Source organism: Flavobacterium cupriresistens (assembly GCF_020911925.1).
Classification (GTDB): Bacteria; Bacteroidota; Bacteroidia; order Flavobacteriales; family Flavobacteriaceae; genus Flavobacterium; species Flavobacterium cupriresistens.
Genome location: NZ_CP087134.1, coordinates 3,089,715 through 3,114,300, shown reverse-complemented (window position 1 = coordinate 3,114,300; position 24,586 = coordinate 3,089,715). Strand labels below are relative to the sequence as shown.

At 35.4% G+C, this 24,586-nt stretch carries 21 protein-coding genes; 10 read left to right on the top strand and 11 right to left on the bottom strand.

The window, feature by feature from the left end; translation table 11 throughout:
* Positions 1–18: 18 nt before the first annotated feature.
* The 8 genes from prfB (at position 19) to hemN (ending at position 8,615) form a co-directional block, all read left to right on the top strand.
* Positions 19–1,117, top strand: a protein-coding gene (prfB, locus tag LNP23_RS13325) for a peptide chain release factor 2 (RefSeq protein WP_117610300.1) whose coding sequence is annotated in 2 segments (ribosomal slippage) — positions 19–81 and positions 83–1,117 — 1,098 coding nt in all. Because the reading frame shifts where the segments join, the coding sequence is not laid out codon by codon here.
* 144 nt (positions 1,118–1,261) lie between these two features.
* Positions 1,262–1,708 carry a peptide-methionine (R)-S-oxide reductase MsrB gene (gene msrB, locus LNP23_RS13320; RefSeq protein ID WP_230001577.1) on the top strand — a complete coding sequence of 149 codons (447 nt, stop codon included), beginning with the start codon at positions 1,262–1,264 and terminating at the stop codon, positions 1,706–1,708.
* A gap of 1,036 nt (positions 1,709–2,744) precedes the next feature.
* Positions 2,745–3,743, top strand: coding sequence for a UDP-3-O-(3-hydroxymyristoyl)glucosamine N-acyltransferase (lpxD, locus tag LNP23_RS13315; RefSeq protein WP_047776132.1), 999 nt, complete (start codon positions 2,745–2,747; stop codon positions 3,741–3,743).
* Between the two features lie 160 nt (positions 3,744–3,903).
* Complete coding sequence (locus LNP23_RS13310) at positions 3,904–5,532, top strand: acyl-CoA carboxylase subunit beta (protein WP_047776134.1); 1,629 nt, start codon at positions 3,904–3,906, stop codon at positions 5,530–5,532.
* A gap of 121 nt (positions 5,533–5,653) precedes the next feature.
* Positions 5,654–6,076 (top strand): DoxX family protein, encoded by a 423-nt coding sequence (locus LNP23_RS13305; RefSeq protein ID WP_047776135.1) that lies wholly within the window; start codon positions 5,654–5,656, stop codon positions 6,074–6,076.
* A gap of 121 nt (positions 6,077–6,197) precedes the next feature.
* Positions 6,198–6,545 (top strand): hypothetical protein, encoded by a 348-nt coding sequence (locus LNP23_RS13300; RefSeq protein WP_230001576.1) that lies wholly within the window; start codon positions 6,198–6,200, stop codon positions 6,543–6,545.
* A gap of 109 nt (positions 6,546–6,654) precedes the next feature.
* Entirely contained in the window at positions 6,655–7,125 is a 471-nt protein-coding gene (locus tag LNP23_RS13295) for a hypothetical protein (protein WP_047776139.1), read from the top strand.
* Positions 7,126–7,250: 125 nt separating this feature from the next.
* Entirely contained in the window at positions 7,251–8,615 is a 1,365-nt protein-coding gene (gene hemN / locus LNP23_RS13290) for an oxygen-independent coproporphyrinogen III oxidase (protein WP_230001575.1), read from the top strand.
* Positions 8,616–8,617: 2 nt separating this feature from the next.
* Here the strand turns inward: hemN and LNP23_RS13285 are convergent, their stop codons facing one another.
* The 8 genes from LNP23_RS13285 to LNP23_RS13250 all read right to left on the bottom strand — a co-directional run bounded on the left by LNP23_RS13285 (position 8,618) and on the right by LNP23_RS13250 (position 17,699).
* Positions 8,618–9,319, bottom strand: a complete 702-nt coding sequence (locus tag LNP23_RS13285) for a sulfite exporter TauE/SafE family protein (RefSeq protein ID WP_230001574.1) — start codon at positions 9,317–9,319, stop codon at positions 8,618–8,620.
* A gap of 11 nt (positions 9,320–9,330) precedes the next feature.
* The gene (locus LNP23_RS13280) at positions 9,331–9,780 is read right to left on the bottom strand and encodes a FixH family protein (protein ID WP_230001573.1); all 450 of its coding nucleotides are present in this window, start codon (positions 9,778–9,780) and stop codon (positions 9,331–9,333) included.
* 464 nt (positions 9,781–10,244) lie between these two features.
* Positions 10,245–11,663 carry a cytochrome c oxidase accessory protein CcoG gene (gene ccoG / locus LNP23_RS13275; RefSeq protein WP_230001572.1) on the bottom strand — a complete coding sequence of 473 codons (1,419 nt, stop codon included), beginning with the start codon at positions 11,661–11,663 and terminating at the stop codon, positions 10,245–10,247.
* A 13-nt stretch (positions 11,664–11,676) separates the two neighbouring features.
* The gene (locus LNP23_RS13270; protein ID WP_230001571.1) at positions 11,677–12,612 is read right to left on the bottom strand and encodes a cbb3-type cytochrome c oxidase N-terminal domain-containing protein; all 936 of its coding nucleotides are present in this window, start codon (positions 12,610–12,612) and stop codon (positions 11,677–11,679) included.
* A 1-nt stretch (position 12,613) separates the two neighbouring features.
* A complete protein-coding gene (locus LNP23_RS13265) occupies positions 12,614–12,808 on the bottom strand; it encodes a cytochrome c oxidase subunit IV (RefSeq protein ID WP_047776148.1) in 195 nt (64 codons plus the stop codon).
* Between the two features lie 5 nt (positions 12,809–12,813).
* Positions 12,814–15,003: a cytochrome-c oxidase, cbb3-type subunit I gene (gene ccoN / locus LNP23_RS13260; RefSeq protein WP_230001570.1), complete on the bottom strand. Its 2,190-nt coding sequence runs from the start codon at positions 15,001–15,003 to the stop codon at positions 12,814–12,816.
* 2 nt (positions 15,004–15,005) lie between these two features.
* A complete protein-coding gene (ccoS, locus tag LNP23_RS13255) occupies positions 15,006–15,197 on the bottom strand; it encodes a cbb3-type cytochrome oxidase assembly protein CcoS (RefSeq protein ID WP_047776152.1) in 192 nt (63 codons plus the stop codon).
* Between the two features lie 114 nt (positions 15,198–15,311).
* Positions 15,312–17,699, bottom strand: coding sequence for a heavy metal translocating P-type ATPase (locus LNP23_RS13250; RefSeq protein ID WP_230001569.1), 2,388 nt, complete (start codon positions 17,697–17,699; stop codon positions 15,312–15,314).
* A 1,394-nt stretch (positions 17,700–19,093) separates the two neighbouring features.
* Here LNP23_RS13250 and LNP23_RS13245 point away from each other — a divergent pair.
* Positions 19,094–19,774, top strand: a complete 681-nt coding sequence (locus tag LNP23_RS13245; protein ID WP_230001568.1) for a Crp/Fnr family transcriptional regulator — start codon at positions 19,094–19,096, stop codon at positions 19,772–19,774.
* A gap of 364 nt (positions 19,775–20,138) precedes the next feature.
* On the opposite strand, the gene mazG is transcribed toward LNP23_RS13245, so the two are convergent.
* The 3 genes from mazG to def all read right to left on the bottom strand — a co-directional run bounded on the left by mazG (position 20,139) and on the right by def (position 22,148).
* On the bottom strand, positions 20,139–20,909 hold the full coding sequence (gene mazG / locus LNP23_RS13240; protein WP_047776314.1) for a nucleoside triphosphate pyrophosphohydrolase: 771 nt from the start codon (positions 20,907–20,909) through the stop codon (positions 20,139–20,141).
* A 100-nt stretch (positions 20,910–21,009) separates the two neighbouring features.
* Complete coding sequence (locus LNP23_RS13235) at positions 21,010–21,492, bottom strand: DUF5606 family protein (RefSeq protein ID WP_047776158.1); 483 nt, start codon at positions 21,490–21,492, stop codon at positions 21,010–21,012.
* A gap of 65 nt (positions 21,493–21,557) precedes the next feature.
* Positions 21,558–22,148 (bottom strand): peptide deformylase, encoded by a 591-nt coding sequence (def, locus tag LNP23_RS13230; protein ID WP_047776159.1) that lies wholly within the window; start codon positions 22,146–22,148, stop codon positions 21,558–21,560.
* A gap of 199 nt (positions 22,149–22,347) precedes the next feature.
* Here def and LNP23_RS13225 point away from each other — a divergent pair, with 199 nt between their 5' ends.
* The gene (locus LNP23_RS13225) at positions 22,348–24,570 is read left to right on the top strand and encodes an FUSC family protein (protein ID WP_230001567.1); all 2,223 of its coding nucleotides are present in this window, start codon (positions 22,348–22,350) and stop codon (positions 24,568–24,570) included.
* The last annotated feature ends 16 nt before the right edge of the window (positions 24,571–24,586 follow it).

Below are 24,586 nucleotides of genomic sequence, written 5' to 3'. Positions count from 1 at the left end.
TAAAACTTGTATTAATTTATGACAACTACCGAACAAATTAAAGGTATTGTGGAGCGCCTTGGTGCGTTGAGGAGGTATCTTTGACGTTGATGCCAAGCTAATCGAAATTGCCAACGAAGAAGAAAAAACCTTCGCACCTGACTTCTGGAACAATCCTAAAGAAGCTGAAATCATTGTAAAAAACCTTCGAAACAAGAAAAAATGGATCGAAGATTATGATAAAGCTATTGAACTTACAGATGAATTACAGCTTGCTTATGATTTCTATAAAGAAGGGGAACTTTCAGCCGAGGAATTAGACGAGCATTACAACACGACACAATCGCATATTGAAAACATAGAATTCAAAAACATGCTTTCCGACGAAGGTGACAGTTTGAGTGCTGTGGTTCAAATTACGGCGGGTGCCGGTGGAACTGAAAGTTGTGACTGGGCCGGAATGCTGATGCGCATGTACATCATGTGGGGAGAAAGTTACGGTTTCAAAATAAAAGAACTGAACTTTCAGGCTGGCGAGGTGGCAGGAATCAAGACTGTAACTTTAGAGTTTGAAGGAGATTATTCTTTTGGGTACTTAAAAGGAGAAAACGGCGTACATCGTTTAGTTCGAATTTCGCCTTTTGACAGTAATGCCAAACGTCATACTTCATTTGCATCAGTTTATGTATACCCACTTGTTGACGATAGTATCGAAATCGACATTAACCCTGCCGATATTGAGATTACAACTTCCCGTTCGAGTGGTGCCGGAGGACAAAACGTAAATAAAGTAGAAACCAAAGTACAATTGGTTCACAAACCAACCGGAATTCAGATTCAATGTTCTGAAACCCGTTCTCAGCAAGATAACCGACAACGTGCCATGCAGATGTTACGTTCTCAGTTATACGAAATTGAGCTTAAAAAACAACAAGCCCAACGTGCTGACATCGAAGCCGGGAAAATGAAAATCGAATGGGGTTCGCAAATCCGTAATTACGTTATGCAACCTTATAAATTAGTAAAAGATGTCCGTACAGGTTACGAAACCAGCGATGTTGATGGCGTAATGAACGGAAATATTGATCCTTTCCTAAAAGCATTTCTAATGATGATGGGACAACGAGAGGAGGAATAGTTTTTTTAGTCGCAGTTTTCAGTCACAGTCGCAGTTTTACTCTTTGATTAAATTCAAAAGCAAAACCGTCAAGTAAACTGAAAACTGAGACTAAAAACTTGAAACCTGAAACCTGAAACTTGAAACTTTAAAAAAAAACTACTTATGATCAAATGGGCAGATGTAATTCGTTTTACAAATAAAGGAAATCCGGCTCCTGAAAAGAGAGTGGAAAAAACAGAAGAAGAATGGAAACAACTTCTAACTGCTGAAGAATATCAGGTAACTCGTTTAAAAGGAACAGAAAGATCTTTTAGTTCTGAGTTATGCAGTTTATTTGATCCCGGAATTTATGAATGTAAATGTTGTGGTACGCTACTTTTTGATGCCAGTGAAAAATTTGAATCAGGAACAGGCTGGCCCTCCTTTACGCAACCGATTAAAGAAAATGCAATCGCTTATAACGCCGACAAATCATACGGAATGATTCGTGTTGAGGTAGTTTGTAATACTTGTGACGGACATTTAGGACACGTTTTTCCCGATGGCCCGGAGCCAAGCGGATTGCGCTACTGTATCAATGCTATATCTCTTTCTAAAGTAAAAGAGTAATTAATTCAAGTTATAAGTTTTCTGATGCCGAAAGCCAAATCAACTAAGGTTTGTTAAAGCATTATATTGAATAATCTCCTGCTTTAGTTTGAGGAATATAGTTAAGATGTTTTTCATGCAGATTTTGCGGATTTTTTTTATTTCAATCTGCTAAAATCTGCGAGAGACTTTCTTTTGACAATCCTTAATTTAATGGCGTTGAACTTTAGCTGGAGGAATATAGTTAAGATGTTTTTCACACAGATTCTGCGGATTTTGCGGATTTTTTTTATTTCAATCTGCTAAAATCTGTGGGAGACTTTTTTTGACAATCCTTAACTTAATGATATTGAGCCAAAGCTTGAGGCAAATCAAATAGTAAAAAATTCAAAAAGGATAATTATTTACAAACTAATTATTCAGAAAAGCGATTCCTTATTAGTAAGTGAATTGCTTTTTTATTTTAGTCTTATAAAGTAAACGATTATTGTAAGTCGCTTTTAAAAGTAATCCGCTGCTAAATCATTTCTTTCGTTTTTATAAATCATACTATTTATACTACTATTTTTTCATATAATCTCCCCATCACTAAAAAAACTTTTTTTCGCCACTATTTTACGCTTCGTCCTCATTATGAACGAATTACAATAAAGATCAAAATCAAAATTCGGAATGAGCCCAAAAAACCGAAAATTGTAATTTTTCCGATCTCTCTTTTTTCACAAAAAAGAAACAACAAAGCAGATAGTACGGCATAAAACATCAAAAGCAGTTCACAATAAATACATGATAACCAACAAAATAAAACCTCATTCTTCTTTTTATTTTTTACTGAGATTTACATATCTAAACTACAAAATCTGCAGCGGAATCAAAATTTATGCAAACCTGAAAATTGCACAACAATCAAAAAATTAGTAGTTCTAGTATTAAATTTGTAATATTTAAACTATTATTTAGAGAGTAATTTAAAAAACTTAAAAAGAACATTAGGTAATTCGAATCAAATTGATTTTATTTGGCAAAAAATAACCCCTACAATCAATTTAATTCATTCATGAAATCCTATTCAATCCAAGAAATTAACGAAGTCATAAAAGGTGAAATTTATGGCACTACTTCGCAAAGCGTAACTGCAACAGAGCAACTGGAAAAAGCAACAACTACTGAAATTTCTTTCATAGGAAATAAAAAATATGAAAAATTATGGGAAGCTTCAAAAGCCTCAATAGCAGTTGTTAATGAAGATATTTCGATTGAACCTGGAGATAATCGTGCTTTTATAAAAGTAAAAAATGCCGATTTAGCGATGTCTCAAATTCTTGCCCTTTTTGCCCCACCTACTCCAATATTTCACAATCAAATCCACAGAACTGCGGTTATTGACGAAACTGCTATTATTGGTGAAGGAAGTAAAATTGGTGCAGGCTGTTATATTGGTCCAAAAGTAGAAATTGCTGCTAATGTGACCATCTATCCAAATGTGACTATTTTAGACGAATGTACTATCGGTAAAAATACCGTTATCTGGTCAGGAACCGTAGTGCGCGAGCGTTGCCATATTGGTAGCGATTGTATCATTCATCCAAATGCAACAATTGGAGCTGACGGTTTCGGATTCCGTCCTTGTAAGGAGAAAGGATTGGTCAAAATTCCACAAATCGGAAATGTAATTATCGGAAACGGAGTTGAAATTGGAGCCAATTCCTGTGTGGATCGTGGTAAATTCAGTTCAACCATTCTTGGTGACGGTTGTAAAATTGATAATTTAGTTCAAATCGGACATAACAGCAAATTAGGTAAATTTTGTATTATGGCCGGAAACAGTGGTTTAGCAGGTTCTGTAACCCTTGGTAACGGCGTAATAATTGGTGGTAGCGCCTCTATTAAAGACCACACCACTATCGGTGACGGAGCCATTGTAGGTGCCGGTTCCGGAGTTGTTGGAGATATCCCTGCCGGAAAAACAATGTTGGGTTATCCTGCTGTAGAAGCTCGTGATGCTCTAAAACAATGGGCAATCCTAAAAAGATTGGTTTGCGAATCTAAAAAATAATCGTACGATTTATACATATACTAAACAGGAGTTCGCTCCTGTTTTTTTTTGCTCTTTAATTACAAAAAAGAAATCAAATTTCAATTTTAAATCCATAATAGTTTATTTCAATTGATTTTGTAAATTAGCGCAGACTATTTTGTAAAAAAATCAATTTCTTATGGATTTAAACTTCAATAAAAACGAAGATCACAATAAATTACTACTTTCTGAATTAAAACACAGATTTGCTAAAGTCAAATTAGGGGGAGGTGAAAAGCGAATTGCAAAACTTCATGCAGAAGGCAAAATGACAGCCCGCGAACGTATCGATTATTTACTGGATGAAAATGCTAAAAGTATCGAAATCGGAGGATTTGTCGGAGACGGAATGTATGCCGAACATGGAGGCTGTCCATCCGGTGGTGTGGTTATCAAAATAGGATACATAAGAGGAAAACAATGCATTGTGGTGGCTAATGATGCTACTGTAAAAGCCGGTGCCTGGTTTCCTATTACAGGAAAGAAAAACTTACGCGCTCAGGAAATCGCAATGGAAAACAGATTACCTATTATCTATTTGGTAGATAGTGCCGGTGTTTATTTGCCATTACAAGATGAAATTTTTCCTGATAAAGAACATTTTGGACGTATTTTTAGAAATAACGCTCAAATGAGTAGTATGGGAATTACCCAAATAGCTGCCGTAATGGGCAGTTGTGTAGCCGGTGGTGCTTATCTGCCTATTATGAGTGATGAAGCTTTAATTGTAGACAAAACCGGAAGTATTTTTCTTGCCGGAAGCTACCTGGTAAAAGCGGCCATTGGTGAAACGATTGATAATGAAACTTTGGGTGGCGCAACAACACATTGCGAAATTTCGGGTGTAACCGATTATAAAGCAAAAGATGATGCCGATGCCTTAGATAAAATAAAAAACATCGTAGATAAAATAGGTGATTTTGATAAAGCCGGATACAGTCGTATCAAAGCCGAAAAACCTGCTTTAGAACCAAAAGATATTTACGGAATCCTGCCAAAAGCCAGAAACGAACAATACGACATGATGGAAATCATCAATCGTCTGGTTGACAATTCTGAATTTGAAGCTTATAAGGATGGTTATGGACAGTCTTTGATCACCGGTTATGCCAGAATCGATGGTTGGGCAGTTGGTATTGTAGCCAATCAAAGAAAAGTAGTTAAAACCAAAAAAGGAGAAATGCAATTTGGAGGAGTTATCTACTCTGATAGTGCCGATAAAGCAACCCGTTTTATTGCCAATTGCAACCAGAAAAAAATTCCCCTTGTCTTTTTACAAGATGTGACCGGTTTTATGGTTGGATCAAAATCAGAACATGGCGGAATTATAAAAGACGGAGCGAAAATGGTAAATGCCGTGAGTAATTCAGTAGTTCCGAAATTTACCGTAATTGTGGGTAACTCTTATGGAGCCGGAAATTATGCCATGTGTGGAAAAGCCTATGATCCAAGATTGATTTTTGCCTGGCCAAGTGCAGAACTTGCCGTTATGGGTGGAACTCAGGCCGCAAAAGTATTGGCTCAAATTGAAGCCTCTTCGCTTAAAGCTAAAGGAGAGATTGTAGATGAAGCCAAAGAAACAGAATTGTTCACCAAAATAAAAGCACGTTACGACGAACAGACGTCTCCATATTACGCTGCTTCGAGATTATGGACAGATGCCATTATTGACCCTTTAGATACCCGTACATGGATTTCTATGGGAATTGAGGCTGCCAATCATGCTCCTATTCAAAAACCATTTAATTTGGGTGTAATTCAGGTATAACTTTTAAGGGATTCTTAAAATACGTTAAATTAAAAGTAAAAAACTTATTTTAAGTCCCTTAAAAATATTTATCTAATTAAAAATTAGTAACTTAGTGTGTAATTTTTAATCAGGTAACATCATGGAAAATGTAAAAAGCTTGAATAAATGGGCTAATTCGCACACTTATTTGCCAGTAGATTTAATACGTATTGTATTGGGCATTTTTTTATTTATGAAAGGAATTTCATTTGTAACCAACGTTCAATATTTGCATGATTTGATTTCACCAATTGACCAATTTGGAGGCGGAATGTTTCTCTTACATTATATTGCGCCAGCCCATATGATTGGAGGAATCATGATTTTCTTTGGATTACTCACCCGTTGGGCAATTGCCGCGCAATTACCCATACTATTTGGAGCTGTTCTCGTAAATTCCATGGGACATATGCACTCTGAAAATCTGACTGTAGCCATAGTCGTTTTATTAGTTTGCATTTTCTTTTTGTTCTACGGAGGCGGAAAACACTCGGCTGATTATTATTTCAAAATGCAAAAATAATATTGTTTTATCCTCAATTGTATCACAAAACTGTTGAGGATAAAATAATAACACCTTTTTTTAGCGTTAATTAATTCTTTAAAATTTCTTTAATTGTCTTTTATGAATTAAATTCGCCGCTATGAACGGGATTCGCAGAACCATTATCTTTTTTTCACTTTTAATTATAAGTTTCTTTGCTTGTCAAGGGAATGAAATTACTGTTGAAAAAACTCAAACGGAGAAAAGAGATCCTGCGTTCTCTATGGAATTACCTGATTCTTTAGCTTTCATACAACCTCAGGCAAGCTATCAATTTGTTGCAAATGTCAAAACCAACTATCCAAACTTAGTTAAATGGTTTGACGCTATATTGATGCCCATTCCAAGACATCAGGCCGTAAAATCAGCATCCAATTTTGCTAATCAACATTTAAATCAGAGTAAAAGAATACTACTTCTGCTCTATCCTTTCCATTATTTTTGGTAATTAGTTTTTGAAATTTCAAACGGAAGAAGTTCGTTCTTCTCCAATCACTAAACGGTTTTCCTTATGAAAGCGGTTTAACTATTTCATTCAATTAAACTTCAAAAACAAAATGGATACAAGTGTAACTATTATTGGTATTGTGATTGCGATCATAGTAGCCATCCCTATATATTTTTCTGCAAGAACAAATGCCGTAAACAAAGCAAAAATTTTAGACATAAAAAAAAGATTCAATCCAAATCACCCACAAGATTTCGATTTGACAGAATCTCAAAACAATAAAACGCTTACTATTGATCAGAAAAACGGGAAATTTATTTTGATGAATTTCAATCCAAATCAACAGGAATCTACCTACGTGGATTTAAAAAACATTTCTTCCTGTAAATTGGTTCCGACTACTGAATCCGGTTCAGATACCATCTTGAAAATCGATTTTGAGTTTCAGGAAAAAGAAACCTCCAAAAAAATTACAATACCATTCTATGATTTCGATGACGATCGCATCAAACAAATAAGTGCTTATCAAGATCAGCAGTTTGCAAAAAAATGGCTTAAAATCATTCAGGATTCTATTTAATGTTAGTTATTTAATTCACCGAAGAGGCTCAATTGAGCCTCTTTTTTTTGTGCCGGTCGTATGACATTTATCATTTTATATGTTGGCCTCGCTCCTTAATTTTGATAAATCGAAAATCCATTTTTATGAAAATTTCCCTCACACAGAAATACAATGTTCCCGGTCCAAGATATACCAGTTACCCTACTGTTCCGTATTGGAATGAGTCTGATTTTACAGAACAAAAATGGATAGAGTCGTTTCAAAAAGCTTTTTCAGAAAGTAATACCCAAAACGGAATTAGTTTGTATATCCATCTCCCTTTTTGTGAAAGCATGTGTACTTTTTGCGGTTGCAACAAACGAATCACAAAAAATCATACGGTTGAAGAAACGTATATAAAAGCACTTTTAAAAGAGTGGAGTTTGTATTGCAAACTTTTCACAGAAAAACCACTTATAAAAGAAATACACTTGGGAGGAGGTACGCCCACTTTTTTTTCTATAAACAATTTAGAACACCTCATCAACGGAATTTTCTCTTTTGCCAATAAAGCAGATCATTACGAATTTAGCTTTGAAGGCCATCCCAACAATACCACTTACGAACAACTTAAAAAATTATATGAATTAGGTTTTCGCAGGGTTAGTTTTGGTGTTCAGGATTATGCAGAAAAAGTGCAGAAAGCAATTCACCGCATTCAACCTTTTCATAACGTAGCCAAAGTATCGTTTTGGGCAAAAGAAATCGGATATACTTCTATTAGCCACGATTTGATCTTTGGATTGCCTTTTCAGAATGTGGAAAACATAATTGATACGGTCGAAAAAACAAATTCTCTAAAACCGGACCGATTGGCTTTTTACAGCTATGCTCACGTGCCGTGGATAAAAGGGAATGGCCAACGTGGTTTTAATGATGAAAACCTCCCAAAAGATGCCGAAAAACGACAACTGTATGAGATTGGAAAACATTTACTTTCTGAAAATGGTTATCACGAAATTGGTATGGATCATTTTGCTTTAAAAACAGATAGTTTGTATAAGGCTTCGCAAAGCAACCAATTACACCGAAACTTCATGGGATATAGCGCTTCTAAAACCCAACTCATGATTGGATTGGGCGTTTCTTCTATTAGCGACAGTTGGTACAGTTTTGCTCAAAACACCAAGAATCTGGAAGATTATTATCAATTGTTGGAATGGGATAAATTGCCTGTTGTTAAAGGGCATGTTCTTACTGATGAAGATCTGACGATAAGAAAACATATTCTAAATCTTACCTGTGAATTTGAAACTTCCTGGAATAACAAAACAGGCTATTTTAAAGAACTTCCCGCTGTTTTATTTGATTTGAAAGAGATGGAAAGAGATCATTTAATGGTAATCGAAGAACATAAAATCAAAATTACAGAAGCCGGAAAACCATTTGTTCGCAATATTTGTATGGCTTTTGATTTGCATTTAAAAAGAAAGTCACCGGAAACAAACTTGTTTTCGATGACCATTTAAGTTTAATGACAATTGGACTTTTGCTGTACAAATAAACTCATATTTGATGGTGACAGGTACGGAATTCCGAGCCCCAAACCCCTTAAGATAAACAAAACTCCAATAAGCACCGCTACATATGGAATTACCTTCTGAATTCTGTTTCTAAAGGATACCGTAATTATCGAATTGATGTACACTACAAGGGTCATTAACGGCACTGTACCCAGTCCAAACAAAAGCATATACAAAACTCCTAAACCGGCACTTTGCATGGCCATTGCTCCAAATAAAGCCACATAAACCATTCCGCAAGGCAGGAATCCGTTTAATAAACCGATTAGAAAAAGGGATTTGTAACTCTTGTTTTTAAAATGACTTCCTAAACTTGATTTTATTTTTGAAATGATTTTGTAGACGGGTTTCGAAAAATTGTATTTAGAAATTGTTTTTTCCGGAATCAAAACCACAAGTATCATGGCGACACCTATAAAAATGGACATTTTTTGCTGTAATCCTGCCAAAAAGAAAACCCGTCCCAGCAGTCCAAATAGTAATCCTATAGTGGCATAAGCTGTTAATCGCCCCAAGTGATAGGTTATAATCTGGGCGCTCTTTTTGGCTTCATTGGTACGATCTACAGGCAACATCATCGCAATCGGGCCACACATTCCTATGCAGTGAAAACTACTGATGAGTCCGAATATAAAAGCTGAATATAACATCTTGTTTTGTATTAATTGACATAAATCACTTCTTTTGACAAGTATTTTGTGCCATTACACTGCCATTCCATATGGACATCCCAGCGTCCTTTGATTAATTTTTTCTGCGGAATTAACAGTTCATTATTGGTCAAGGCAATTTCAGTATCAAAATCAAATTTCTTGTTTGATGGTCGATACAATAGTACGTTTCCTTTTATTTTTTCATTTTCAAATGTATTCGGAAAAGCTATTTTTAAACCCTCAGCGGTATAAATGATAGAAGGTTTATTCTTTAGATCATGGGCGTTCTGAATTCTTGCCATCTCGTCCTGAAAATGCGAATCGTGTTTGTAATATTCCTCGACAACCAGGTCGTTGTCGTATTTACTATTCGATTGTACTTCAAAAACAAAATATAAAATAAAGGTCATAAATAATCCAAACGCGATTACTATTCCTGTTCCCCAGTTGATTTTCATGGTAGTATTATTTTAATTATTTTTTTTCACGCAGATTTTGCGGATTCCGCGGATTTTTTTTTATTTCAATCTGCTTAAATCTGCGTGAGATTTTTTTTTGATGATTCTTTACTTGATGACGTTGGGCTGAAGCACAATGTCATTGAGTTAAGAGATTTTTTTCACGCAGATTTTGCGGATTTTGCGGTTTTTTTTTGTTTCAATCTGCTTAAATCTGCGTGAGACTTTTTTTGATGATTCTTTACTTGATGGCATTGTGTTTTAGCCTAAAGAATTACGGTATATTTTGGCTAAAGCCATTTTATTTTTAATCCCAACAACATTCCTACAGCTAAAGCTGTAGGCAATTCATAATGATCCTTTTATAAATCTTTTAATTTTTAATCTTTAATTTTTACAGTATTACAATTCAGAAAACGAGGTATAACTTGTTTCATTTTAGGGATAAGCCCCCCAAACTTGAATTAGTTAAAACTTCGTGGTCCTAAAAAATTTGTTGTGGCTGTTTCCAACAACTGATTTCCGTTATAAATTCCAATTTTGACTTTAGTTTTATCGCTTTCTAAAAGTGCTTTGTCAATTTCTATAAAAAGAGTTCCTTGCGAAATTCCTTCTTTCAATACTTTAAAATGTTGCTTTCCGACGTTTTTAATTGCTCCTTTTTGGTCTATGAGCTCAAAATGGATATCGGGATACTCTTTCATCGTTTTGTTTACAATTTTATAAGTATACACATTACTTATTTTATCGCCTTTGTGCTGAAAAAGCTGTCCAGGAAGTCTCAAAACAATCGCCTGAACATCTGTTCTTAAAAATAACATTCCAACAAAAACACTCAACAGTATCAATAAAACGGCGGTGTAGCCTTTCATTCTGGCGGTGAATTTAAAAGGTGCTTTTTTCTCAATTTCATCCTCAGAAGCGTATCTGATAAGTCCTTTCGACAAACCTACCGTTTCCATTATAGTGTCGCATTCGTCAATACAGGCGGTACAATTGGTACATTCTAACTGAGTGCCGTTTCTGATATCAATTCCCATTGGGCAAACATGAACACATTGATGGCAATCAATACAATCTCCTTTTCCTGTGGCCGCTCTGTCTTCTTTTTTACTGAATTTTGCTCTGCCGGTTTCTTTTTCGCCACGAACAAAATCATAGGCCACATTTATTGATTTATTGTCTAAAAGTACTCCTTGCAAACGACCATAGGGACACGCAATGATACAAACCTGCTCACGAAACCAGACAAAAACAAAATAGAACACCGCCGTAAAAATCAGCAACGCCAGAAAGTTACTGGCCTGTTCAAGAGGCCCTTGTTCGATCATTAAAAACAAGGTATCACTCCCTACTAAATACGCCAGAAAGACATTTGCAATTCCAAAAGAGATTAGAAAAAAGATAGTCCATTTTAAAACTCTTTTGCGAATTTTTTCGGCATTCCATTCTTGTTTTGACAATCGCAACTGAGCGCCACGATCTCCATCAATCCAATATTCGATCCGACGAAAAACCATCTCGAGAAATATGGTCTGCGGACAAATCCAACCGCAAAAAATCCTTCCGAAAACCACGGTAAACAAAATAATAAAAACGATACCAACCAGCATGGAGATCACAAAAAGATAAAAATCCTGTGGCCAAAATGGAAATCCGAAAATAGTAAACCGACGTTCCAAAACATTGAACATCATAAACTGATTTCCGTTTATTTTTATAAATGGGTTAGCTATTAAAATGGCTAATAACACATAACTGACCCATTTTCTATACTCATAAAATTTACCCGACGGTTTCTTAGGAAAAATAAACTTCCTTTTACCACCTTCATCAATAGTTCCAATGGTATCTCTAAATGTTTCGTCCGGTAAATTTGACATGGTATTTCTTTTATTATTTAACTTGCGTACTGTCTGCGGCTTTAGCAACCGCTGCTTCTTTTTTGGGAGCCGCTTCATCAACCCAAATTTCGCCCTCAGATTCTTTCGGGTCTTTTGGATTGCTTCCTTGTAAAGACAAAATATAACTTGCTACTTTTTGAATTTCTTTAGGTTTTAAAGTTCCTTTCCAGGAAATCATTCCTTTTCCGTCACGTCCGCCGTTGGTTATGGTGTGAAATAAATTTTTAATTCCTCCACCCAATATCCACTGATTATCTGTCAGGTTTGGTCCAATTTGCCCGCCTCCATCTGCACGGTGGCAAGCGGCACAGTTGGTGGTAAATATCTCTTTTCCGGCATCGAGACTTGGTGCATCTGTTAGCAGAACAACTGTTTTTTCATCCATTAAATCGGGGGCAGTCTTTAGGTATTCTTCTACATCAATTTTAGCCTGAGCCATCTCCATTTTTAGCTCCGTTTCCTGATCGTCACCACCAAACAATTCATATCGGGCGACATATATTACTCCGAAAATGACACAGATATAGAACAAATAGACCCACCAGGGTGGTAAATTATTATCGAGCTCTTTGATTCCGTCATAATCATGATCCATCAACAAATCGCCTTCTTTTTCTATGGGCTGAGTCTCGGTCAATTTTTGCATTAAGTTTTTGTACCAATTGCTTTCTGTCAGCGGCAGACTCTTTTCATACTCTATTTTTGCTTTTTCTTCGGGAGACAATAATTGAAACAGAACCCTATTTACAGCACTTAGCGTAATTTCTATTGCAATTAAAATGAATAAAAAGACCAATAGAAAGACAGTAACCATCGGATATTTCACAAAAGCAGGCCTATCTCCTGAATCAATAAAATACTCCATCAAACCGAAAACGATAAAGAAAATCACAGGGACTCTTAGATATACGGGGAAAAACTTTTTCATTTTATTTGTCTTTTGATATTACACAAAGTCCTTCGTCTAAAGGGATTGCACTCATTTCTCTAATTTTTTCTTTTTTATAGGAGAAAACCCAAAGGGCCAAACCCACAAAGAAGAAAAAGAATATCAGGAGGGAAAGTATCGGGTAAATTTCGATACCCGATATGTTTTCCATGTTGTGTTTAATTTGTTCGAACATAACGCTTAGTTTTTGGCAGTTTCTTTTACTTTAATATCTGTACCCAGTCTTTGGATGTAAGCAATCAACGCTACAATTTCTCTTTCGTTCATAGGAACGAATTTTTCGCCTTTTGCAGCTGCTTTCTTCTTACTGTCTTCGTAACTTTTTACAAAATCAGGATCGCTTTTTAGATTGTTCTCGATCGCTATTGCTTGCGTTCTCAAAGTCTTTTGCGCATTGGCTACATCGGCATCGGTATAAGGAACACCAAGCGAAACCATGGCTTTCATTTTCTTTTCTATTAAAGAAGTATCCATTGGTTTGTTATCAAACAACCATTTGTAACCTGGCATAATTGATCCTGCGGAAGTACTTTGAGGATTCCAAAAGTGATTAAAATGCCAGTTGTCGTTATATTTCCCTCCGACTCTCAACAAATCAGGTCCTGTACGTTTTGATCCCCAAAGAAATGGATGGTCGTAGACAAATTCTCCGGCTTTGGCTTGTGGTCCATAACGTTCAACTTCACTTCTAAACGGACGAACGGATTGAGAATGACAACCAACACAACCTTCACGAATGTATAAATCACGTCCTTCAAGTTCCAACGGACTATATGGTTTCACACTGCTTATCGTAGGTATATTTGATTTTACCATAATCGTTGGCACAATCTGAATAACTCCTCCGATTAAAATAGCGATCGTAGCTAAAATGGTTAGCTGGATTGGTTTTCTTTCTAACCAAGAGTGGAATTTTTCTCCGCTAAGTCTATTGCTGTTTATTACCTGTAAAGCAGGAGCCTGAGCTAATTCGTCTTCCACTGGTTGACCGGCTCTCACTGTCATGATGATATTATAAACCAAGGTCAGCATACCAATCAAATACAAGGTACCTCCAATGGCTCTCATCCAGTACATTGGCATAATTTGCGTAACGGTTTCCAGGAAATTTCCGTAAGTTAAAGTCCCGTCCGGATTAAATTGTTTCCACATAGAGGCTTGAAGAAAACCGGCTACATACATCGGAACGGTGTACAGGATAATCCCTAAAGTACCAATCCAGAAATGGAAGTTTGCTAATTTGTTTGAAAACAAAGTGCTTTTTGTCATTCTTGGAATTAACCAATAAATGATACCAAATGACATAAACCCATTCCATGCTAAAGCTCCAACGTGTACGTGGGCAATAATCCAGTCCGTATAGTGTGCAATAGCGTTTACGTTTTTAAACGATAACATTGGTCCTTCAAAGGTTGCCATACCGTATCCCGTAATAGCGACTACAAAGAATTTTAAAACCGGTTCTTCACGAACCTTATCCCACGCTCCTCTTAACGTTAAAAGTCCGTTGATCATACCTCCCCATGATGGGGCAATAAGCATTACAGAGAATGCAACTCCTAAATTTTGTGCCCAGTTTGGTAAAGCAGAGTATAACAAGTGGTGTGGTCCTGCCCAGATATAGATAAATATTAAAGACCAGAAATGTATAATTGATAAGCGATACGAGTAAACAGGTCTGTTAGCTACTTTCGGAACGAAATAATACATTAATCCTAAAAATGGCGTTGTAAGGAAAAAGGCCACGGCATTATGCCCGTACCACCACTGCACTAAAGCGTCCTGAACACCCGCGTAAACAGAATAACTTTTTAAAGCTGAAACCGGAATTTCGATATTGTTGAAAATATGCAATACGGCAACGGTAACAAATGTGGCCAGATAAAACCAAATGGCTACATACAAATGGCGTTCTCTACGACGCAACATCGTACCAATCATATTAATCCCCATTACAACCCAAATAAGCGCAATAGCAATATCAATTGGCCATTCGAGCTCTGCATATTCTTTTGAGGAAGTATAGCCTAACGGCAGCGTAATTGCAGCGGCAACGATAATAAGCTGCCATCCCCAGAAATGAAGTTTACTTAAAAAGTCGCTAAACATTCTGGCTTTCAGCAATCGTTGCAGCGAATAATACATCCCTGCAAAAAAGGCGTTACCTACAAAGGCAAAAATAACCGCATTGGTGTGCAAAGGTCTTAATCTCCCGTAACTCAGCCAGGGAATCCCGTCGGTTATATTGGGAAAGAGGTACATAACCGCTAAGGTCAGTCCTACTAACATCCCTACGACTCCAAAGAGGATCGTAGCGTAAATGAACTTCTTTACAATTTTGTTGTCGTAATAAAACTGTTCCATTTCCATAATTATACTTGTTTTTCTTCTGTATTTGATTTATTCTTTTTGGGGGTAATATTGGTCTCATCGTCAAAAAGCATTCTGACCGAGGGGGTATAATCATCGTCGTATTGTCCGGATTTGACAGCAACGATAAAAGCAATAAAGAATCCAATTGCTACGAAAATACTTACTGTAATTAGCAGATAAATGACACTCATACTCTAAATTTTATGTTACCAAAATTATTGTGTAACGAGCGTATAAAAAATGATATTTATCATGGTAAGGGAGGAATGTTGGCTTTATAAAAACACCTTCCGTATATTTTTAGTTTACCGTAGATTCTTAGCACTAAAATAGTTAGTAGCAAAAGTTACAAATCCAACTATAGTAATCGTACTTAAAGGCATAATTATAGCGGCCACTAAAGGAAGGAGATTGCCTGTAACAGCAAAAGATAAGCCAACAATATTATAGAGTAAGGATAAAGCAAAACTCATCTTTATAATAAGAATTGATTTTTTCGAAAGTTTTAAAAAATAACCTAAGCGGGCAAACTCCGACGCATCTAAAATGGCATCGCAGGCGGGTGAAAAAACATTCACATTCTCTGAGATTGAAACTCCGATATTACTTTGCACCAAAGCACCTGCATCATTCAAACCATCTCCGACCATCATCACGTTTTGTCCTTTTTCCTGGAGTTGTTTAATGAATTCTAATTTCTGCTCGGGTTTTTGATTAAAAACCAATTCTGTATTTTCCGGCAGGATTGCTTCTAAATTGGCTCTTTCACCATCATTGTCACCCGAAAGTACTTTTATCTGATACTTTTTGCTTAATGCTAAAAACAATTTTTCTAAACCCTCCCGATATTGATTTTGAAATGTAAATCTGCCATAATAAATACCGTCAATTTCGATATGAAGCGAAGTTTTCCCAGCCTGCGTCTCTTCGGAAACAGGAACGTCAAGAAATACTGCTGAACCTATCCTTACTGTTTTATTAGCAACTGAGGCCTGAATTCCTTTTCCGGTTATTTCGCAGAAATCATCGATTTTAGTCTTTTTATTTTCAGGTAAAAAGTCATATAACATTCGGCATAACGGGTGATTTGATGCACGTAGTACATTTTTTATAAGTACATTATTTTCTTCTGAAATTAGTTTCCCGTCATACTTGATATTTGCCTTTTTACTGGTGGTGATCGTCCCTGTTTTATCAAAAACTATGGTATCTACTTTTGCCAGCTGCTCAATTACGAGCGCATTTTTAAGATAGAATTTTTGTTTTCCTAAAATCCTGAGGATGTTCCCAAAAGTAAAAGGTGCTGTCAGTGCCAGTGCGCAAGGGCATGCTACGATAAGCACCGCCGTAAAGACATTAAAAGCAATGTTTGCATCAATAGCAATCCAATATCCAAAACCTGCAATAGCAATTAATAACAACAGAGGCGTAAAATAACGACTAATCGTATCCGTAATGGTTTTATGCTGCTGCAGTACCTTTTTCTGAAAAATCTCATTGCTCCATAACTGTGTCAGGTAACTTTGCGAAACCGAATGTAAAACTTCCATTTCGATCACTTTCCCAATTTGTTTTCCTCCGGCAAAAACTCTATCCCCTGATTTTTTGGTAATCGGAATAGCTTCACCGGTAACAAAACTATAATCGATCTCTGCTTTTTCACTAATCAAAATACCATCAACGGGGATCAATTCCTGATTTCTGATTATTAATCTATTGCCTTCTACGATATCATAAACCGGAACACTTTCTTCAGATCCGTCAGCATCAATTCGGGTGACGGCGATCGGAAAATAGGATTTAAAATCTCTTTCAAAACTTAAAAAACTATAGGTTTTAATCTGAAACATTTTCCCTAGGAGCATAAAGAAAACCAGTCCCGTTAAACTATCAAAAAAACCTGAACCATAATCCATTACAATATCAAAAGTGCTTCGAATGAACATTACAATAATACCCAGGGCTATTGGAATATCAATATTTAACATTCCGGCCTTTATACTTTTATAAGCCGAAACATAATAACCACTTGCTGAATATAAAAAACTGGGCAATGATAAAATCAAAATCAAAACCCTGAAAAATGGTTTGTAATTGTCTAACCAAAATTCCTTTATTTCGAAATATTCCGGAAATGACAGTAACATAATGTTTCCAAAACAAAAGAAGGCAACCCCTAATTTATAAGTCAGACTACGATCTACATTATTTTTTCCGGTTTCATAATTTTCTAAACTTATATAAGGTTCATATCCTATCGAGCTTAACAGGTAAACAATAGTTTTAAGAGAAACGAGTTCCGAATTGAAAGTAATTCGAACTTTCTTGTCCGGAAAATTAACTTGCGAGTTACTGATTCCGGGTTGCATCCTATTGAGGTTTTCCAGAATCCAAATACACGAACTACAATGGATATGCGGAATACTTAAGGATACAATAGCAGTATTTCCTTCCTGAAATTCTAGTAGTTTAGATAGTATGGCTTCATTTTCCAGGAAATCATATTTGCCCTGAATATCTTGCGGTGTAGCTCCCGGTGCTTTTTCAAAATCATAATAAGAGGTTAGATTATGAACGCTGAAAATCTCGTAAACTGTTTTACAGCCTTTGCAACAAAACTTTTTTTCATCAAAATTGATCTCTTCGTCTTTAGAAATGGTTAATCCGCAATGAAAACACCCTTGCTCGCTCATAATATGTTATTTTAACTTCTGCAAAGTTTATAAATCACAAAAGACTTTAACTATGATATTTATCATTCGCAGCTACCGGATAATTACAAACCCGCAGTGCATTTAGAAAACCAGCTAAAAAAGCATATATAGCGGATCAGGAGAATTTTTTATTGCAAATACAATCTGTAACTTCTAAAATTGGTACTTTTCATTGCAAAGAGTTGAATTGCCGTTGGTTTCAACCAATGGTTCTGTAGGTCTGAGTTCGGAGGCTTTAGCCAAAATTTTATACTTTAAGTTTTTTACTAAAACATAATTTCATTAAAATTAAAATGTTTTTTCACGCAGATTTTGCAGATTTCGGGGATTTTTTTTATCTGCTAAATCCGCTAAATCTGCGTGAGACTTTTTTGAGAATCCTTAGCTTAATAATATTGGGCTAAAGCCTTACATCAGCACCTTTTAAATCAGTTGGTTGAAACCAACGGTACTGTAGGTCTGAATTCGGAGGCTTTAGCCAAAATTTTACTCTTTAATTTTTTTGCTAAAGCCTAATACCATTCAAATTAAAATGTTTTTTCACGCAGATTTTGCAGATTTCGGGGATTTTTTTTATCTGCTAAATCCGCTAAATCTGCGTGAGACTTTTTTGAGAATCCTTGGCTTAATAATATTGGGCTAAAGCCTTACATCAGCACCTTTTAAATCCGTTGGTTGAAACCAACGGCTATTCAAAAAATACAATGTTACTTAAATGTACTGCACGCAATTACAATTCTAACTTTACAGAAATAAAAAAATACTAGCTATCAATAATTTTTTGCTGTTATTTTTCCAGTATAATTGGAGCATGATATTAAAACTCTTACATACGATTTTGGATAAAACACAAAAAGTAAATCAGGAGAGTTTTTTATTGCAAATACTATCTGTAACTTCTAAAATTGGCACTTCCCACTGTAAATAATCAATCCGGATTTGAATTGCCGTTGGTTTCAACCAACGGTACTGTAGGTCCTAGTTCGGAGGCTTTAGCCAAAATTTTATTCTTTAATTTTTTTGCTAAAGCCTAATGTCATTCAAATTAAAATGTTTTTTCACGGAGATTTTGCGGATTTCGGGGATTTTTTTTTATCCGCTAAATCCGCTAAATCTGCGTGAGACTTTTTTGAGAATCCTTAGCTTAATAATATTGGGCTAAAGCCTTACATCAGCACCTTTTAAATCCGTTGGTTGAAACCAACGGCTATTCAAAAAATACAATGTTACTTAAATGTACTGCACGCAATTACAATTCTAACTTTACAGAAATAAAAAAATACTGGCCATCAATAATTTTTTGTTGTTATTTTTCCAGCATAATTGGGGTTTTGAATACGAATAATCGTAATTTTGCAGTAAATTTTTTTGCTATGAACAAATGTGATCAATGCATCGTAAGACAGCTTACTTCTCTAAAAGCACTGAATAAAGATGAGGTTATTAGATTAGCAAATAGCAAAACAACATTAAGCATAAAAAAAGGGGATGCGATTTTTGAAGAAGGTGAAATTACCAATGGTGTTTTTTGCGTAAAAGACGGTATTGGAAAACTTTCTAAGTTAAGTGCTAACGGAAAAGATCAGATTGTAAAGCTTGTTAAATCAGGTGAACTTTTAGGGCAACGCTCGATGATCAGTAACGAACCCGCAAATCTAAGTGCAAAAGCTGTCGCTGATATGGAAGTTTGTTTTATTCCAAAAACAGAAATCATCAACTTTTTTAACCATAACAATCAGTTCTCCATGAATCTGATGCAATCGGTGTGCGAAGATTTAAAAGAATCTGAAAACGACAAAATCGCATTGGCACAAAAAACCGTAAAACAAAGACTGGCCGAAACTTTATTATACTTACTGGCTACTTTTGGTGAAAACACAGACAAAACCTTAAAAGTTCAGCTTACTCGTGAAGAATTAGCCGGAATGATTGGTACTGCCACTGAAAGCTGTATTCGTTTATTATCCGATTTCAATAAACTCGGACTAATCGAATTGGTTGGAAAAAAAATTGTACTCAAAGACATCAATTCCCTAAAACGATTGGCGGAATAATTGACTCAAATTGCTAATTATTATTTTTCAATCTGTTGCTATTTAAACAGCCTTCTTCTTTAGCTTAATTTCATTAAATTATTATTTTTTTCACGCAGATTCTGCAGATTTTGCGGATTTTTTTATTTCATTCCGCTAAAATCTACTTGGGCTTTATAACAACCTTAACTTAATGATATTGTCCTTTAGCAAGAAATAAATAACTGATCAGCAAACAGTTGAATTTCACCGAAAGAGGTGTAGTATATTTTGGCTAAAGCCCTTTAATCTTAACGTATTCCTCCAGCTAAAGCAGGAGGCAATTCAAAAAATGAGGTATCACTGGTTTCATTTTTGAGATAAGAGAGCCTGCAACCTGAATTAATTACTGTTTTTTTGCTTCATTCCAAAACACATCCATTTCAGCTAAAGTCATATCCATTAAAGGTTTGCCCATATCACTTGCTTTGCTTTCTAAATATTGAAAACGCTTAATGAATTTTTTATTGGTGCGTTCTAAAGCATCTTCGGGATTTACATTTAAAAATCGGGCATAATTGATCATAGAGAATAAAACATCTCCGAATTCGGCTTCTATTTTATCCTGATCGCCTGCTTTTACTTCTACTTGTAATTCTTCTAATTCTTCCTGTACTTTATCCCAAACCTGGTGCGGTTCTTCCCAGTCAAAACCTACACCTTTTACCTTATCCTGTATTCTGCTGGCTTTTACTAAAGCGGGTAAACTTCTCGGAACGCCTTCTAAAACTGATTTTTTGCCTTCTTTAAGCTTTAGTTTTTCCCAGTTTTGTTTGACTTCTTCTTCATCTTTTACAACCGTGTCACTGTAAATATGAGGATGGCGATGAATCAGTTTATCACAAATTTCATTGCACACATCAGCCATATCAAAAGCATTGGTTTCACTGCCTATTTTAGCATAAAAAACAATATGTAATAACAGATCTCCAAGTTCTTTTTTAACTTCATTCAAATCATTGTCCAAAATGGCATCTCCTAATTCGTAGGTTTCTTCAATAGTAAGGTGTCGCAGGGTTTGCAAAGTCTGTTTTTTATCCCACGGACATTGCTCACGAAGTTCATCCATAATAACTAATAATCTTTCGAAAGCCTGAAGTTGAAGTTCTTTGCTCATTTTTGACGTTTTTTTGATTGTATAACCGAACGGTGTAAAAGTAAAAAATCCTGTCAAGAAAACATCTTAACAGGATTATTATATTTGAATGTAAAATTTACTATTCTTCTTTTTTAACTTTTGCTTTCTTAGGAGCTGCAGCTTTTTTTGGTTTTTCCTCAGCAACAGGAGCTTCTTCAGTTTCAGTTGGAACCGGAGCTAAATCTGTCACTAAACCTTTTCCTTGAAGAGTGTTGTACCAGTTTAATACTTTTTTAATATCTGATGGGTAAACTCTTTCTTCATCATAATCAGGTAAAACTTCTTTAAAATAAGCTGTTAAAGTTGCATTATCTTCTTTATGAGAAATCGCCTGACCTTTGTTTTCTTTAACCGCAATGCGTTGCATTACTTCAGTCAACGGCTTTTCACCATCTTGTGTATAAATCGAAATTTCAGACAATAAACTTACATTACTTTTTAAGCTTACAGTGATTTTTTTTCCATCAGTTAATGATTCAGCTACAAATCCTGTACGAGTCTGTACTTTTAAAGCATATAAACCTGGTTTCCCGGAAACAGCTAATATTTTTTCTAAATTCATGTTTATTATAATTTGTATTAAGAATTTCGTTTATTTTTTATTGTCTCTTTTTTTATCAAAAATAATTATCTGCCTTTTTTGGCAGCAACAAATTTCATTTTATAATCCTGAAAAGTCTTGCCTTCTGTAATATTTTTTAATTTCTTTTGAATCAAACGCTTTTTTAAAGAAGATATTTTGTCTGTAAACAACACTCCTTCAATATGATCGTATTCGTGCTGAATAACTCTGGCAATCAAACCGTCAAAAACCTCTGTTTTTACAACAAAATCTTCTTCACAATACTCGATTGTAACGGTTGGTTTTCTGTAAACGTCTTCACGAACATCAGGAATACTTAAACAACCTTCGTTAAAACTCCACTCCTCGCCTTCTTCTTTCACGATTCTGGCGTTGATAAATGTTTTTTTGAAACCTTTTAATTTATTTTGTTCTTCTGTTGAGTAATCTTCATCGTCACTAAAAGGAGTTGTATCAATTACAAACAAACGAATTGCTATTCCAACCTGTGGCGCAGCAAGTCCAACACCATAAGCGTTGTACATGGTTTCATACATGTTTGCTAATATCTCTTTTAAGTTTGGATACTCCGGTGTAATTACCTCACACACTTTTCTTAAAACTGGATCACCGTATCCTACAATTGGTAAAATCATTTGTATTATTTTTTGTATTATCTACTGGAAAACACTGAATTTTATTCTCCTAATTCAGCTGGCAAAAATAGTAAAAAATAGTCAATGAATAATTCTAAACAACATATTAATCTCATTTTTGCATGCTTATTAAAAACTCAGCTATAATTGTGCCAAAAGAATTCGTACAATTCTTACCTTTGCTGGTAAACCATACTATATGTTTAATCGTATCTCCAAATTTACCAATAGTACCTCTTTTCTAAATGCTTCTAAAGTAACTATTGCTTCTGTTGTTCCTGTTCTGATCCTGAACTTTCTGGGACATTTTGAAATTGGTTTTACGATTGCCTTAGGTGCGTTTTATACCTATCCGAGTGATATTCCGAGTACGTTAACGCATAAAATAAAAGGTCTTATTGTAGCCTCCTTAATCGTTTCGGGTGTAAATCTTCTGGTGAATCTTGCTTATCCGTTCCCAATATTATTTTATCCGTTTTTAGGATTGTTACTGTTTTTATGCTGTATGATTTCTGTTTATGGGCAGCGCGCTACCTTGGTATCCTTTTCTGCATTACTTTCAATTTCTTTGTCTTTTGGCCATTTACATGAAGGCTGGGATGCGGTTGAATATTCCGGTTTTATTTTTATTGGTGGTATTTTATACCTCATTGTCTCGCTTATTTTTCATTTTGTACAACCTTATAAATATGTTGAATTACAAATTGCTGAAGGCATAAAACTAACGGCAAAATATTTAAAACTAAGAGGAGATTTATGGAGCCCTGAAGCGAATCGCGAGAAAATAACTCAAAAGCAATTGGCTGTTCAGGTAGAACTAAACCAAATCAACGAAGATTTAAGGAAAGTGTTAATTGGAAATCAAAGCACTTCCGCTGCCACCAGTCAGAATCGTAAAATGTTACTTGTTTTCATAACGCTTGTTGAAATTCAGGAATTAGCATTATATACCTCATTTGATTACGACAAACTTCATGAAAAGTTTGACAAACATCCCGACGTTTTAAGAACGTATCAAAATGTGGCGTACAAACTGGCTTCCACTTTAAAAAAACTATCCAAAAATGTACATCATATTGCCGCTTATGTGGACAAAAATGATCTGAAAAATGAATTGGACGCGCTCGAATTTGCCATTTTTGACTATGAAAAAAGCTTAGGAAGAGACGAAGCAAACGAAGGAGTTCTCATGCTGACCAATATGCTGAAATATGCTAAAAATCAGGTTGGAAAAATCAAGATTATACAAAGGGCTTTTTCGCTTGCCATGCAATCTTACAAATTGAAAGACAAAGACAAGGAACTGGAAAAATTTCTGACACCACAGTATTATCCGCTTCGTACACTTATTGAAAATATGAGTTTTTCTTCTTCTATTTTCAGACATTCGCTCCGACTGACCATTACGATTCTGATTGGTCTTGTTGTTGGGAACTTTCTTCCTTTTCAGAATGTCTATTGGATTCTACTAACCATCGTTGTCATCATGCGTCCGGGTTATGGATTAACAAAAGAGCGTTCGTATAATCGAATTTTCGGAACTGTACTAGGCGGACTTCTGGCATTTGGGATTGTATCCCTTATTCAGAACCATGTGGCGTTGAGTATATTTTCTATTGTTTGTATGTTACTGGGTATCTCATTTACACAGATTAACTATAAAATAAGTGCCACTTTCGTAACCATGTATGTGGTTTTTATTTACGGAATTCTAACGCCAAATGTTGTAGAAGTAATCCAGTTTAGAATATTAGATTCGCTTGCAGGAGCTATTTTAGCTTTTATTGCCAATCAATTTTTATGGCCGGCCTGGGAGTTTATCAACACTCCAATACACATTGAAAATTCGATTCGCGCCAATCGAAATTACCTTAAAGAAATTGCTGATTTTTACAATAAAAAAGGAGAAACACCAACATCCTACAGATTAGCCAGAAAACATGCTTTTGTTGAAATTGGCAATTTAACGACCTCGTTTCAACGTATGATGCAAGAACCTAAATCAAAGCAAAAAACGCTGCCATTGGTCAATAAACTGGTGGTTTTGAATCATTCTTTGCTATCGGCTTTGGCTTCTTTGTCTACTTATATCCAATCGCATCAAACTACATCTGCTTCGGAATCGTTCAACTATATTATTAAAACGATATTATTGAATCTTGATCATTCTATTTCGGTTTTAAAAAACGAAACGATTATAACCGATACTTTTTTTGATAAGGAAGATGTAACCCTGCAATTTGAAGAATTAAAACGCATTAACTTTACGCGTCTGGCGGCAGACGATGAACTTGATAAAGAAACCCGTCAGGCTAAAATGCAGGAGGCTCAGATGGTGATCGAGCAATTGATCTGGATGAGCAATCTGGCAGAAAAAATACTAAAAATTACGAAAGAGCTAAAAGCAACAAATCCAGATTAATTCATCTGGATTTGTT

Excerpts from the sequence above, each read along its gene's own strand:
- LNP23_RS13310 (WP_047776134.1), top strand. The coding sequence starts at position 3,904 with ATGGATTTAAACTTCAATAAAAACGAAGATCACAATAAATTACTACTT.
- LNP23_RS13225 (WP_230001567.1), top strand. The coding sequence starts at position 22,348 with ATGTTTAATCGTATCTCCAAATTTACCAATAGTACCTCTTTTCTAAAT.
- LNP23_RS13305 (WP_047776135.1), top strand. The coding sequence starts at position 5,654 with ATGGAAAATGTAAAAAGCTTGAATAAATGGGCTAATTCGCACACTTAT.
- ccoS (WP_047776152.1), bottom strand. The coding sequence starts at position 15,197 with ATGAGTGTCATTTATCTGCTAATTACAGTAAGTATTTTCGTAGCAATT.
- msrB (WP_230001577.1), top strand. The coding sequence starts at position 1,262 with ATGATCAAATGGGCAGATGTAATTCGTTTTACAAATAAAGGAAATCCG.
- ccoN (WP_230001570.1), bottom strand. The coding sequence starts at position 15,003 with ATGGAAATGGAACAGTTTTATTACGACAACAAAATTGTAAAGAAGTTC.
- LNP23_RS13245 (WP_230001568.1), top strand. The coding sequence starts at position 19,094 with ATGAACAAATGTGATCAATGCATCGTAAGACAGCTTACTTCTCTAAAA.
- LNP23_RS13300 (WP_230001576.1), top strand. The coding sequence starts at position 6,198 with ATGAACGGGATTCGCAGAACCATTATCTTTTTTTCACTTTTAATTATA.
- lpxD (WP_047776132.1), top strand. The coding sequence starts at position 2,745 with ATGAAATCCTATTCAATCCAAGAAATTAACGAAGTCATAAAAGGTGAA.
- LNP23_RS13295 (WP_047776139.1), top strand. The coding sequence starts at position 6,655 with ATGGATACAAGTGTAACTATTATTGGTATTGTGATTGCGATCATAGTA.
- hemN (WP_230001575.1), top strand. The coding sequence starts at position 7,251 with ATGAAAATTTCCCTCACACAGAAATACAATGTTCCCGGTCCAAGATAT.
- def (WP_047776159.1), bottom strand. The coding sequence starts at position 22,148 with ATGATTTTACCAATTGTAGGATACGGTGATCCAGTTTTAAGAAAAGTG.
- LNP23_RS13280 (WP_230001573.1), bottom strand. The coding sequence starts at position 9,780 with ATGAAAATCAACTGGGGAACAGGAATAGTAATCGCGTTTGGATTATTT.
- ccoG (WP_230001572.1), bottom strand. The coding sequence starts at position 11,663 with ATGTCAAATTTACCGGACGAAACATTTAGAGATACCATTGGAACTATT.
- LNP23_RS13250 (WP_230001569.1), bottom strand. The coding sequence starts at position 17,699 with ATGAGCGAGCAAGGGTGTTTTCATTGCGGATTAACCATTTCTAAAGAC.
- LNP23_RS13270 (WP_230001571.1), bottom strand. The coding sequence starts at position 12,612 with ATGAAAAAGTTTTTCCCCGTATATCTAAGAGTCCCTGTGATTTTCTTT.
- LNP23_RS13265 (WP_047776148.1), bottom strand. The coding sequence starts at position 12,808 with ATGTTCGAACAAATTAAACACAACATGGAAAACATATCGGGTATCGAA.
- LNP23_RS13285 (WP_230001574.1), bottom strand. The coding sequence starts at position 9,319 with ATGTTATATTCAGCTTTTATATTCGGACTCATCAGTAGTTTTCACTGC.
- mazG (WP_047776314.1), bottom strand. The coding sequence starts at position 20,909 with ATGAGCAAAGAACTTCAACTTCAGGCTTTCGAAAGATTATTAGTTATT.
- LNP23_RS13235 (WP_047776158.1), bottom strand. The coding sequence starts at position 21,492 with ATGAATTTAGAAAAAATATTAGCTGTTTCCGGGAAACCAGGTTTATAT.